Here is a 12934-nt window from a genome sequence, read left to right as displayed (position 1 = left end):
TCATATAAATCAACAAGTTACACTTGATACCTTAAACTCCTAGAAACCCGCTTCGGGACTTCTTCGGGAGCTGTGTGCAAAATCTAAAGTGAAATTGCACTTACACCACCATTTGCTACCTTCCTGGTTTTAAAATTTGTGTTCCGCAATAAAGTCAAAACCACCCCGCTCTTTTGCTTCTCACAAACTCTATTGGCTGCCTCAAATAGGTTCTGTAACTCAGCCGATGAATAGTGCGTCGTGATTCGTCCAGAACGATGTCCCAACAAATCCTGTCTGTCTTCAAAACTTACCCCAGCAGCACGTAGCCGACGGCCAAAGGTATGCTTTAAATCATGCACCCGCACATGTGGTAATTCTGCTTTAACTCTGGCATTTCGCCAGCCCGTTGATAAAATCCGGGCTAAAGGCCTGCCTTTAAAGCTAAACACATGCGTTGGATGCTTCTCACGCTCACTATTCACAACCGATCTGGCTGTATCATTACAAACAACCAGGCGTTCTTCACCATTTTTAACCAACTCAGCTGGTATGATAAACACCATAATATGCGGCATTTCGGGAATCTTAATTTCCCATTCCCAACGCAGCTCACATATCTCTTGATCTCGACAACCCGTATTAACGGCAAACAAAGCCATCTTTTCCAGGTGTGACGGTAACTCATCAAAGAGTCGATGTTGCTCATCCCAATTCAGTGGATAAGGCTTACGCAAATCATGCTCCGGTAAGAGCTTAATTTTAGGCGCGTTAGCCAACCAGGTTAAGCCAAACTCATCCATCCATTCACTTGCTGCAAGATTCAGGATTCGCCGTACCACCTTCAAACCATGATTAATAGTTCTGGTTGATACGCCATCCTTTCTTCTACCTTCAATAAAAGGTTGCAGCGAACCTATATGGATAGATTCCAACGATAAATCACCAATGTACTTTACTACCTCGCGTAAACGCCCTGCATCGTCATCAATGCTGCGTTTATGCTGATTTTCCATCAGAAATTTAGTCGCGGCTTCCATAAAACTTCGCTTAGGCCTGACACCGTATACTGTCGCTTGGCGAATTTCATCAATCCGTCTTGCTAAATATTTCTCGGCTTCTTCGAGGTCGCCTGTACCAGTGCTTTCGCAAAGTCTGTATCCAAAGATTTTTTTGTCAATTTGCCAGTGACTACCTTTTTTGTAGATCCCTGGTATGCGTTTTCGCCCCATAATTCCAAACTCCTACGCTCGGATGCCGCGGGTCGATCACTACACTGTATATAATCGTCTACCCATGCGTCTAAATCAAGTCTGTCGAAAGCCACTCCTTGAGAACCAATCTGAATTTCTCGCAACACAGGCCTTACTTCTTTATTAAATCGATGCCTATCCATACCTAAATAAGCTGGCGCATCCCTAAGTCTTATCAATCTTGGTAATATATTAAACATACTCATCACTTCATCCTGAATTTATGGCTTCTTTCTTATATTTCGGCTTATCCACTCATCAATATCATCTTTATGCCAGACCAGGGTTCTGCCATGAAGTTTAACTGGCTTAGGAAATTTTCCATCCATCCACCACCTTCTCAAGGTCAGTCGGTCTTTTCCAATGATGATTTCAATGTCATTGATAAATAAGAGCTGTTGCTTGAAATTGCTATCTTTTGCCTGCATTCTTGATTCCCCCATTCCCTGGTTATTTAAGCTCTACACGAGCCTTCCATTCGCCTTTTAGTTCCATGTCCACGACAAGGGAAAATAATTTGAGTAGATTCAACTCAACCTTGCCATGTTTGGGTAAGCGATTATGGTTATAAATCAATTGCAGATGACATATTTCTGAATTAGACATGTTTGCAATGCGCTGCAACGAAAATTCGGTAGAGTCCAATAAATATTGAATGATACCTTTATAAATTGAGATCTTCTGATCGTGAAACATACGACATACTCCTGTAAATCATTTCTAATAAAGTCCAAGCCGAATTAACATTTAGCATCATTCCACGAAATTGATATTAATATGATATTAATTATTTTATCAATACCGGTTTTTAAGATATTTTAATTAAGATACGATATGATATTGATTGATACCGATTATTATGGTAACTTTTTTTGGACTTAGCATTACAAGGATTAATTCTATGAGTAAGGGAACCTATCAATCATTTGCTAATCGCTTGATTAATACCCTCAAAGATAAAGGACATACTGCTTCCCGTTCCCCCAATGGTATTTGTATTAAAACCCTGGCGGAGTTCACTGGGGCTTCTGAACAAATCTGTAGACGTTATATTCGCGGTGATGCCCTTCCAGATTATGAGAAAGTTAAACAGCTGGCTCAACATCTTCAGGTTAACCCGGGTTGGCTGTTATTCGGAGATGAGGGGGATAATTTTTCCAAGAAGAATGAAGTCGATGAAAAGCTGCTTCACTACATCCTAAAACAAAGCCATCATCTTTACCCCGTTTCGCATGGGAGTAATGACGATTACGCTGACTTTGTGTTAGGATTAATCAAAGAGGTCAAAGTGATTGACACTTCGGACAATAATTTACTAAAAATCATAGACTTGGCCATTGGTTCAATTTCTTCCTACGAAGAAAAGAGAAAAAAGCACAGTCATGCAGTATAAGAAGTTTGTAGATATGGATGTATCAGCTGTTGAATTAAGACTACACCCCAATGCCAAGGAATTTCTCTTTGAGCACTATGTGACTATGCGCAAAGTGTTTTCGGATGTATTGGGGCAAATAGAAACCGACTATATTTCTATTGCCCTGATCAACTCTAAGGGTCAGATTTTTTTCATCTCATCAAAACCCTCCATAGAACAAAACCTGATTGAGAAAAACCTTTGGTTGTTTGACGGCAGCTACCAAACCAACTTTATTTATCAAGATGAACCTAAATTATGGGCTGAGCTGTCGCATTGGAACTGCGCAGAAGAAATTGAAAAGTATAAACAAATTGAACCTGGACTGATAACCGGCATCTCCATTCCAACAGACTATGATTCCTACCGAGTGGTCATTTCCTGTGGATTAAAAAGAATAAATCCCAATGTCCAAAGTAAAAGTTCAGCGCATTGCGACAGACTACTGGCCATGGGGAAATTTGCATTAAGAAACCTTCAACAATATTTAACCTTTCCAGACAAGCTACCCAGTGTTTCAACCAAACCGAAACTAACTTTAATAATTAACCAACAGGTGAACTATGAACGAACTACTGGATAAAGATGATCCTCTACTAAAACAGACAGCCGAACCTGTTACACAATCGGAATTCGGCAGCCCATGGCTTAAGAATTTAGTTAAAACCATGTTTGACATCATGGCTGATAAAGGAGCTGTAGGGGTGGCAGCACCACAGATCGGCGTTAGCAAAAGAGTGATTGTCTTCAGTACGGGTTATACCAAAAGTAGAAAACCGGAATATCCCATACCAGACACAGTGCTCATTAACCCTTCTCTAAGAGTTTTATCCGATGAGATCCAAGTTGGTTATGAGGGGTGTTTAAACTGTGGCGAATTAATGGGACAAGTACCCCGTGCTATGGAAATTGAATATTCAGGCTTTGACATGGATGGCAATCAGATTACTAAAAGAGCCACAGGACTTGAAGCCCGTATACTCCAACATGAGATAGACCACCTCGATGGCTATTTATTCCTAGATAGAATGGAAGATCAAGAGTCCCTGACTACCCGATCAGCTATGCAACCTAAAGGATAGTGATATGAAGCATCAAACCCGAATCATATTGGCAGGCACACTAGGCAATTTAATTGAATCTTTTGATATGGCGATCTGCGGCCTACTTACTGTCTACTTAGCTAAATATTTAATTGGGGATGCACCTACAAGTTTTTTCATTGTCTTACTAACCTTCTTTGCCGGCTATCTTGCCAGACCTATAGGCGCATTATTTATGGGTTTGCTCTCTGATATCTATGGAAGAAAAATCATACTCGCCGCCTCCATACTAACGATGGGAGTATCTACAACGCTCATTGGATTTATACCCCCTAATAGCGCCATAGGGGCATTTTCTGTATTCACCTTATTGGTACTCAGGATTGTCCAAAGTTTCTCGTGTGGCGCAGAATATCTGAATTCATCAGCCTATCTGGTAGAAAACGCAGAGGCATCACAAAAGGGATACTCAGGAAGTTGGGCTTCTTTCGGTGCCATGTCAGGATTATTACTAGCTTCCCTAGTAGCACTCATAGTGTCCTATTTTACTAAATATAGCCCTGAACATGATTGGTTAATCTGGCGAATACCTTTTGTGTTAGCTTTGCTGGGATCATCAATAGGCCTGTATATCCGTCTATGCATTCCCGAGAGTATGGAATACATCGTTTATTATTCAGATAGACCAAAGCCCAAGTTCAGGAGTTTACTAAGTGAATCAATCAACTATATCAAAGACAATAAAATTCAAGCGCTCTATGTATTCGTTTTAAGCTGTTTAGGGGTAACCACTACCTTTCAGATTTTTATATATGGTCCCCTTCAGGCTCATTTATATGGGCACTTTCAAGATCATGAAATTATTTTTTCAAATATTCTTTCGTTAATTGTTTTGTTGGGTGTATTTCCATTAATTGGGAAATTATCGGATAAAGTGAATCGAGAGAAGATTGTTATAGCTGCGAGTATTGGGTTTTTAATCCTGTCCCAGCCATTTTTTTATGCCCTTTCTCATCATGATATCTACAATCTTTTATTGGGGCAGGCTTTAATTGCAATCCCAGCTGGAGCCTACTATGCAACAGTTCCCGTGATATTATCTGAGATGTTTCCTATCAAATTAAGGTGTACCGTTTTATCAGTTTTATACTCTACTGCTGCTAGTTTATCTGCTGGATTGGCACCATTAGCATCGCTGTTATTGGTGAGAACTACAAAAATTGCATCCTCACCATCAATATTAGTTTTTGCTTTAGTTCTATTTTCTTTTTTGATTATAGCGATTCAACATCGCCAATTCCTTAAGTTTAAGCTGTATACTTGAACTTGAAAAACCATAGTTCTATAAATTCAGTGATTAATCTACTATTACCTCAACTAGTCCCCCACCAATAGTAAAGTGAATAAACGTACCTAACACTTTTTTATTGGAGAGAGCTTCCAGTGTATGTTTGTATGCTGATAATTGCCCGCTATATTGAAGAGCAATATCAACCCAATTTGTTGATGGTTGTGGATTGGATTTATGGTCAATTATATACCACCCCGTCGAGGTCTCCAAAACCAGATCCATTTCACCTTGCCTAATGCCGCCATTATCAAGATGTTGAGTAAAAGGTAGTTCTGTATGCATTTTAGATTCAGGAAAAGTTGAATTAATCCAGTTTAATAGCTCCTTGCCTCGAGCGATGACGTGCTCAGGATTAATTATGCCCGGAACTTTATTATTAATTATACTATTAATGATGCTATGGTCAGCTTCTGGATTATTAATCAATATTGCAAGACAGTGATGTAAGGCTACACCAAGATCTTCCATTTCCACAGGACCGCTTAATTTTATCCTTGAATCAAAGTTATGAATAATATTCCCTTGGGCCGTTTCTATTGGAGAACAGTTAGAGGCGGGCTGATTATATACCATCCTGTCTTGCAACGATTTCTCTGCCTCTGAATTAAACCAATATTTCAATCTTTTGGCTGCAGGTAAGACTTGATTTTCAACCTGATATAATACTGTTCTCGATTTTACTTTCAAAGTATTCGAACCAATTTGTAAATCCCCTCCTTTTAAAGGTAAAAAGTTACTGTTTAATAATTTTAACCATTCACCAACATACTCATTCTTATTCAAGGTTGGGAGGATTAATTGGTCTCTTGCTCGAGTCATCCCAACATAAAGTAACTGAATAGCCTCATTAACTTCTTGTCGTTCATTTGCAGTCCAATCATTGAGTTGTTTCAACAAATCATTAAGAGGCTCATTAGCTTTCTGGTCTGGAAATGGATTAGGGATATAGCGAATAGCCCGACCTTTTAATGGATTATTCCAATCAAAATCAAAATTATCTTGAACGATCCTGATTCCATAAAGGGATAATTTCAATGAACTATCTAAACTAGAGCAAACTACTATGGGCCATTCTAATCCTTTTGAGCCATGATAAGTTGTTAACGTAACGGCATCACCAGGATTTGCTGCCTGATTATCTGAATTATTCTGCTCTTTGTTTTTTAACCAAAGAATAAATCCAGAAGGGGTGGCTGCCATAAATTGAGTTTCACAATGATTTTCATATTCATTGACAAACTCACTGAGTGCTGCAAGATTAGCGAACCGATGTTCTGCAAGTTTTGTGTTCTCCCCCCATGCAGCTACAATTGAGTAAACATCTGCCGTAAGCATTGCTAAATCTAAAGCTTCGCCAGTACTTAACATACTTACTTGTTTTCTTACCTTGGCTAACTTATCTAAAATAGGATGAGCATTTTCATCCCAAATATTCGATTTGGAGGTTTCTATTCCATTTAACCGCTCTCTCAGCCAAGTTTCGGGACCAGTATTTGCTGCCAAACATACAATTTCAGCACTGGCTAAAGAATCAGAGGGGTCTATCAGAAGACGTAAACAAGCTAGAGCCAAACTAACTTCAGGCGTCTCAAGAAGTCCACTTCTCTTAAACGAAACAGGGACCCCCATCTTTGCCAAAGAACCCGCTAACTCAGAAATTTCTGAATTACCACGACAAAGAACCGCTAAATCACGCCAGGTAGCAAATCGATGCTCTTTAGTTTCTCTGTCCATAATCTTAACACCGGTATGGATGTGATCCTTAATACCTTGAGCAAGTGTATTTATCATAATGTTTTTATTTGGTCTACCTTCAGTTACCAAGGTCCACCATTCCACTTCAGCTGTTTCTAATTTATCTTTTCGAACTGATGCCAATTGAACCTGCTCAGGAGTTAACAAATGACTGAAAGGTTGAGTAAATAATTCATTGGTAAGTGCAACAAGTCCTGGTCTTGAACGATATGAATTAGGTAATGTTGATATCTCACCGCCTCCCTTTTGTACAAAATCCAACACATTTAAAGCCAACCGAGGATCACTACCTCTAAAACCATAAATAGCCTGTTTAGCATCACCAACCATAAGAATATCTTCTACCAGTAATGACAGTTTAGAAAACAATGCCAATTGGATTGGGTTAGTATCTTGGAATTCATCAATAATCAAAAAACGTATCTCATTTTTTATTCGTTCCTGAATGATGGGATTATCTAAAGCATGTAATGCCAATTGTTCTTGATCTACAAAATCAATGAAGCCTCGGGATTTTTTGGTTAATTGAAAATCTTTCAAAACAATTGCAGTTGTAGTAAAAATCTCACGGATAAAACCAAATAGTTCCTCCTGAAAATCTTTACATTTTAGGACAGAAGCACCGACTAATTTGGTTTGAGCGAATGCAAGTTCCCCCTTTTTAGTTGGGCTTAATTTGCTTAATTTAATCCAGTCCTGCCAGTCAAATCTGGCCTTTCTCAAAATTTTTTCACAATCTTCTATAGTAGAGCTTAATCCTTTTGTTGGATTGTCTACGACACGACCAGTCTCTATAGCCTGTTGAATAACCAACCTAAATGCTGATTCATTAATCCCTTCATCAATTGGAGGTAATAAATTTATAAGATCCTTAATAGATAACTCAGCAAAAACAGCCATATCTTCATCTGAGAAATTATTAGAACGAGATAATTGAATCAGATCATGTATCACTGTTCTCCAGTCGTCTACATTCAATCTATTTCCAAGATAATTAAGCTGTTTAATCCTCTTAGCATCAAGACTGTTGTCCAAGGCCTCAGCAAGTATTTGTTCTGTATCAGACGGGTCAATTACTTGTTGTTCAGGTGAAAGACCAAGCTCAAAGGCAAAATCCACAAGCAGTTGACCAAAAACACTATGAACCGTTCCAATCGGTGAATTCATTATACTCGTTGCCAAAAATAGATTACCTTTGGCTATAAGAGACTGACTGATTCTCTCTTTTAATTCAGCAGCTGCATCTTCTGTAAATGTAACTGCCATGATTTGATGTGGCTCAAGCTGTTTACTAATAAGTTTTTCAGTAACTACATTTTCAATGCTCGTTGTTTTTCCAGAACCGGCGCTGGCTTGTGTATAATAGATAGTCATGGGTTTATTCCTTGATATTGCCTGTCAGATTTCTCCAAACATCAATTTTTTTGTAATTTTTTTTATAAGAACTTGTTTGACCCTTTAGATTCTTTTCTTCAGAATCAACTAAAGAAAGACAACCATCAGGTGGTATTGAATATTCATCAGATGCAGCCACTCCATAGGTTAGTTCGATTAATCCTTCCTTTAACTGTGCACGCCTCCATTGTATGGTGCGCTCAAATTGCGCCCAGGAATTATTTAAAGAACCAGGTTGTTCGGGATAAATGACTGTTGCTGTGGGGAATATCGTATTGGAATTACAGAGCAACTCGGCTTTACTCAAGATAAAATAGCCTGCGTCAATTAATTCTTTTTTCTGGTCTTTTTGGGCGATATAAGCGTAGGTTGCTAATTGAAGAGCCGTATTCGATTTCAACTCCTGTTTGTATTGATCATAGCCACCCCACTTCATGTCAATAATGGCAAATTTTTCTTCGCCAAACTCACAGATTATGTCCATATTACCTTCCAGGTTACCGCTGCTGAAAGGTACTTCCATATGCCTCTCTGTTACAACTCCCTTAACATTAGCCTGATGAAATAGACTACATAAGCCACTTATTGCATTAAACATGACCTCATGAAATTCAAGTCGCTCTACATGCTTTCCTGGCTGTGCCAGAGGAAGAGCAAATTGACGAATAAATATGGGAAGTTGGACATTCAACCATTCGTAAATGTATTCTTGCGTCACTTCTTTTCCCGTCCATGGATTAGCGGTAAACCATTTTTCAATAATTCTATGTGCCAAATTACCTTTTAGACGATGATCAACTGCAATGGCCTCGATCGTACCTTCAGATATTTTTGCGCAATATTTAAAAACATACTCATGAGGCTTATTAACCAATGACGACAAACTACTATAAGATTCTTTCGCTCTATTTGATTGGATTGGAGCACCAAGTGTACACCAGCGCTGAGGATGAGGAAGTGACAGTTCTTTTATTGGAGACAAAGAAACTTCTCTTGTGGTGGTTAATAACAATGACGACTCAAGATCAGACCACCTTCTATTGCATACCAATTGGTTTATAAATAGTTTGAACAGATCCGTATGCTGATTTAAATTAATTAAATACACTGATTTTCTAGCTTTTAAAAATACAGAACATGCTCTTTGTAATGCCCACTCCTTAATTAATGCTTGCTGTTCATGCGTTGGCGCCCAAGGAATTGATAATAGCTCATCTTTTGAAAATGGCGGAGCGCCTGCTTCCTCTTGAAGATTAGGGTCTAACCATATTATATGTTCAATATTTCGGGGGGTTAAGTTAATACTTTCAGGATTTTTGACTACATCAAATCTGCTCACTTCTCTTGGCTGACAAAATGTACTGGGTCTCAGTTTTCTAATTATCGTAAGTAATCGGTTTAATTGGACCTTATTAATTTCAGAATCAGGCCAATTTGATAAAGCCTCGACCGTTGCATCTGCAGCCCTATATGAAGCCAAGTAAATATCCTTGGTTACATCATCACCAACAGAACATAAGGTTTTCCAATAACCAGAAATTCTCTTAGCTATTTCAATAGCATGTTTGACCGGCATATTTTCATCATTTTGGCAGCAACTAATGGGAAGCCATTCGTGTATTGATTGTCGTAATACGGATTCATTAAGTGCAGGCTGCTTTTTAATTTCAGAAGCAACATATTCATCGATGATGTATTGCCATTCATCGTGGTTATATCCTGGAAGATCTTTAAACTGACGTGCTAATTTTCTTCGTAACGTCTTAAATTTACCGGTGGGTAAAGTTAAGTATTGAAGTACTATCTCTGGTGAAGGTGTAAGCCAGGCGCACTGCAAACTTAATTGCAACAAATGATTTGGAATACGTGATACCGAAGAACTGCCCAGCCCAAGTGAAACTTGATTTAACTTATTTAGTGCAGTTTCGATCCCATAATCCTGACTTTGGGTAATTATCAAACTACTATCAGGATTAAAATGAGCTATGAAATCAGCAACAACCTGGTTACTTGAACAGTTATATAATCGCAAGCTGCCATCATTGGAAAGTCTGAGAGGCTCAACTTTTTTATTCAATATTGCTTTCTGTATTTTCCATAGATCACATCCCTCGAACGCTAAAGGTGAAAGCATTTTAGGTACGTCTTCAATAATATCAATTCCAGAACTTTGAAGTTGATTAAAAAGTTGCTGATAGACAGGAGGCCAATGAGAATGTTCAGTATGTAGAATAACTCCTTCAATAGTTCCCTTTAAAATACCAACTAATGGGATAAGTCGAAAAATACGTCCAGGAAGACTTAAACTTTCGCAAAAAAAATGATGTTCAACTTCAGCCAAATCAACTAAACGGCCATGATTATTTCCTTGATCAGATGGATTCCAACCATAGGCCAATGCCCAGTCCCGCCATTGAAGTAATGTTTCAGCAGTTGATAAAGCGTCAGTGTCAAGAGAAGCATGATAAAAGCACGAAGGTTTATTTGCTTTCTTTAACGCATTTAAATAAGCAATAATCCTGGATGCCCTATCTTCATTTTGTTTTGGAATCCCGACGCGAAACTCAAGTTCGTCAATTAGGCTTAACTCACCACATATCTTAGTGTTCAATAATTCAGGGAGATGATTGGGTAATCTGCTCCCATAACCCAATCCTGCAATAATTTTTATCATAGACACATCCTTTCTTGTTTTGCGTTTACACTCGCAAACATTATTTTTATATTTTATACAGGCGGTAATGGTACGATTATGATCGATAAAAGATCAATACATATTCAGAAATATTTTTAATTTAAGCGTCTATACTCGCATAACTATAATTTGACATTAATTCAATAAACCATTATTCTTTTTCAAAAAATAATAAAAAGGCCATTGTGGATAGCATTTACATCAAAAAAGAAAATATTGATAAGTTTGATAGCTGGCTTCCAGAGAATTATCTTTGCAAGAGAGATGAAGTAACGAACTTTACAAATTCCTGGACGACATTAAAGGAAATAAATGCGACAGTTCTTGATGGATGGCGGTTCAGTGAAAACATGAAGTCTGACTGGTATAAAAAGCATATTACAAATATTCAAAGAACATCTAAAGCGACTTCAAATGAAATTGATTTAGCTGAACGATATGAACAAACAATTAAGCAAAGTCTTTTTTACAGAATGCGTCATATAGAACCAATGAAATTAAATGTAGAATCTCATTTGATGCGACCACCCTCTATTGATCACCTGACTTCCTGTGTAAAAAAAGGTGACGTATTGATTCGCCGCATTGGAAGTATTTGTGCAAGTATCGTTTCAAACTATCATCGTCAGCACCCTGTTGATGCAAATGTCGCCATTATTAGAGGGCTTGAGTTAAATCAGGCAATTTGGTTGAGCTTTTGTCTTAATCAATTATGGTACCGTCGCTATCTTGAACAAATAGGTGCCGGCACAACGATGATCCGTGCGGGTGTTAAACAACTTGAGCAAATGCCTATTGCCGAAATGCCAACAGGCTTTGTAGCCTTGGCTAAGATCTATTATAAAAAATACAGCGCCTTAGCCTACTCACAAGAACGCCTCTACAACTTGCGATTGTCCGTTAATAATTGGCTAACACAAAAACTATCAGGTAGTAACTTTTATACAAAAATCGGCACTCCAGATATTAAGTCAACTTATATACAATCCAGGCATATAAATGATCAATTGACCTATGCTGCCTCTTGGCAAGCCAGCTTATCTGAGGAATTAATATCTGACTATAACTGCCAGAAACTCACTAAATTAGCACTCATTAATCCTAAATCAAAATACGTTTCTGACCCTCTTCAGCAAACCCATGTTGTTAAAATTAGTGATATAAATAGCCAGCTTTCTGTAAATAAACCTGAGCAAAATGACTTTGGCTGGCGAACGCTTAAAAGTACTTTGATGCCCTTTGATGTCTTGATTTCAACTTTCGTGCAAGAACCTAGAGTTGCAATCATAGCCCAAGAACTTAAAACTCTACCTCTGGTAAGTGAGCAATTAGCAATCTTGCGATTTCATCATGCTCCTGGAGCTTATGCATTGCTGATGGAAACAGAATTAATTATAGAACAAATGCGAGCTTTGGCTCATGGAACTACCCAACGATTTATTCAGCATAAAATGCTTGAACAGATCGTTATACCAGAGATTGAGCAGTCTTTAGCTTACTCATGGCACCAACAATTATTAGAGTTACAACAAGAAAAAGAAATGCTTGAGCAAGAAATATCACTATTGCTTGAACAAATGTATAGCATTTATCGCACTATCCACCCTGAGCAGAATATAACAAGGACATCGAATGAACCAACCCATTGATCTGAATGAACTTAAGCGGATCAAAGAGAACCTCCGCCAGCAACCACAAACACTGGATGAATTATGGTTTTCATATCCGGAATTTTGGCAAACGCTTGCCTGGAGTAAAGTACAGTTAAGTTTATGGCTGACCTGCCAACCTGATATTTTTAAAGATGATAGTAAAGAAGGTATTACAACCTATATTAATCGTCAGCAAAACAAGAACTTTAAAGAAAATTTGAGTGAAGAAATTATCAAAATACTAAAAATAGAACAACGACCTTTACCATTGACATTTATAAAAAATAAATTACCCAAAGAACTAATAGTTACTGAAACAATGATGAAAAGTACAATAGAGGATCATCCTTATCTTTCGATGATTGGACCTTTGGTGAAATTTGATAAGAAGAATTAA

Annotated in this window: 11 protein-coding genes; 6 read left to right on the top strand and 5 right to left on the bottom strand. The window is 38.0% G+C overall.

Annotation, left to right across the window (positions count from 1 at the left end; genetic code table 11):
• Positions 1-83 precede the first annotated feature (83 nt).
• The 3 genes from BN1094_RS04855 to BN1094_RS04840 form a co-directional block, all read right to left on the bottom strand.
• Positions 84-1211: a tyrosine-type recombinase/integrase gene (locus BN1094_RS04855; protein WP_176695260.1), complete on the bottom strand. Its 1128-nt coding sequence runs from the start codon at positions 1209-1211 to the stop codon at positions 84-86.
• A gap of 242 nt (positions 1212-1453) precedes the next feature.
• Entirely contained in the window at positions 1454-1660 is a 207-nt protein-coding gene (locus BN1094_RS04845) for a helix-turn-helix transcriptional regulator (RefSeq protein WP_027219241.1), read from the bottom strand.
• Positions 1661-1682: 22 nt separating this feature from the next.
• Positions 1683-1928, bottom strand: coding sequence for a hypothetical protein (locus tag BN1094_RS04840; protein WP_043873191.1), 246 nt, complete (start codon positions 1926-1928; stop codon positions 1683-1685).
• A gap of 205 nt (positions 1929-2133) precedes the next feature.
• On the opposite strand from BN1094_RS04840, the gene BN1094_RS04835 reads away from it, so the two are divergent.
• The 4 genes from BN1094_RS04835 to BN1094_RS04820 are packed head-to-tail and all read left to right on the top strand — an operon-like array spanning position 2134 to position 5013.
• Positions 2134-2625, top strand: coding sequence for a helix-turn-helix domain-containing protein (locus tag BN1094_RS04835; RefSeq protein WP_043873190.1), 492 nt, complete (start codon positions 2134-2136; stop codon positions 2623-2625).
• Complete coding sequence (locus BN1094_RS04830) at positions 2615-3229, top strand: flagellar biosynthesis protein FlgJ (protein WP_176695259.1); 615 nt, start codon at positions 2615-2617, stop codon at positions 3227-3229. Before BN1094_RS04835 ends, BN1094_RS04830 begins: the two co-directional genes overlap by 11 nt.
• A complete protein-coding gene (def, locus tag BN1094_RS04825) occupies positions 3210-3728 on the top strand; it encodes a peptide deformylase (RefSeq protein ID WP_043873189.1) in 519 nt (172 codons plus the stop codon). Before BN1094_RS04830 ends, def begins: the two co-directional genes overlap by 20 nt.
• A 4-nt stretch (positions 3729-3732) precedes the next feature.
• Positions 3733-5013, top strand: coding sequence for an MFS transporter (locus tag BN1094_RS04820; RefSeq protein WP_043873188.1), 1281 nt, complete (start codon positions 3733-3735; stop codon positions 5011-5013).
• A gap of 33 nt (positions 5014-5046) precedes the next feature.
• Here the strand turns inward: BN1094_RS04820 and BN1094_RS04815 are convergent, their stop codons facing one another.
• Both BN1094_RS04815 and BN1094_RS04810 read right to left on the bottom strand, forming a co-directional pair.
• Entirely contained in the window at positions 5047-8169 is a 3123-nt protein-coding gene (locus BN1094_RS04815; protein WP_043873187.1) for a UvrD-helicase domain-containing protein, read from the bottom strand.
• A gap of 4 nt (positions 8170-8173) precedes the next feature.
• Positions 8174-10864 (bottom strand): PD-(D/E)XK nuclease family protein, encoded by a 2691-nt coding sequence (locus BN1094_RS04810; RefSeq protein ID WP_043873186.1) that lies wholly within the window; start codon positions 10862-10864, stop codon positions 8174-8176.
• Between the two features lie 206 nt (positions 10865-11070).
• Here BN1094_RS04810 and BN1094_RS04805 point away from each other — a divergent pair, with 206 nt between their 5' ends.
• Positions 11071-12534 carry a hypothetical protein gene (locus tag BN1094_RS04805; protein WP_043873185.1) on the top strand — a complete coding sequence of 488 codons (1464 nt, stop codon included), beginning with the start codon at positions 11071-11073 and terminating at the stop codon, positions 12532-12534.
• A complete protein-coding gene (locus BN1094_RS04800) occupies positions 12518-12934 on the top strand; it encodes a hypothetical protein (RefSeq protein WP_043873184.1) in 417 nt (138 codons plus the stop codon). Before BN1094_RS04805 ends, BN1094_RS04800 begins: the two co-directional genes overlap by 17 nt.

This window comes from Legionella massiliensis, assembly GCF_000756815.1.
Lineage (GTDB): Bacteria > Pseudomonadota > Gammaproteobacteria > Legionellales > Legionellaceae > Tatlockia > Tatlockia massiliensis.
This window is presented reverse-complemented; position numbering and strand designations above follow the sequence as displayed.

What these genes read in the sequence shown, in the direction of transcription:
- BN1094_RS04810 (WP_043873186.1), bottom strand. Translation starts at nt 10,864, where the DNA reads ATGATAAAAATTATTGCAGGATTGGGTTATGGGAGCAGATTACCCAAT.
- BN1094_RS04835 (WP_043873190.1), top strand. Translation starts at nt 2,134, where the DNA reads ATGAGTAAGGGAACCTATCAATCATTTGCTAATCGCTTGATTAATACC.
- BN1094_RS04855 (WP_176695260.1), bottom strand. Translation starts at nt 1,211, where the DNA reads ATGGGGCGAAAACGCATACCAGGGATCTACAAAAAAGGTAGTCACTGG.
- def (WP_043873189.1), top strand. Translation starts at nt 3,210, where the DNA reads ATGAACGAACTACTGGATAAAGATGATCCTCTACTAAAACAGACAGCC.
- BN1094_RS04820 (WP_043873188.1), top strand. Translation starts at nt 3,733, where the DNA reads ATGAAGCATCAAACCCGAATCATATTGGCAGGCACACTAGGCAATTTA.
- BN1094_RS04815 (WP_043873187.1), bottom strand. Translation starts at nt 8,169, where the DNA reads ATGACTATCTATTATACACAAGCCAGCGCCGGTTCTGGAAAAACAACG.
- BN1094_RS04800 (WP_043873184.1), top strand. Translation starts at nt 12,518, where the DNA reads ATGAACCAACCCATTGATCTGAATGAACTTAAGCGGATCAAAGAGAAC.
- BN1094_RS04830 (WP_176695259.1), top strand. Translation starts at nt 2,615, where the DNA reads ATGCAGTATAAGAAGTTTGTAGATATGGATGTATCAGCTGTTGAATTA.
- BN1094_RS04845 (WP_027219241.1), bottom strand. Translation starts at nt 1,660, where the DNA reads ATGCAGGCAAAAGATAGCAATTTCAAGCAACAGCTCTTATTTATCAAT.
- BN1094_RS04840 (WP_043873191.1), bottom strand. Translation starts at nt 1,928, where the DNA reads ATGTTTCACGATCAGAAGATCTCAATTTATAAAGGTATCATTCAATAT.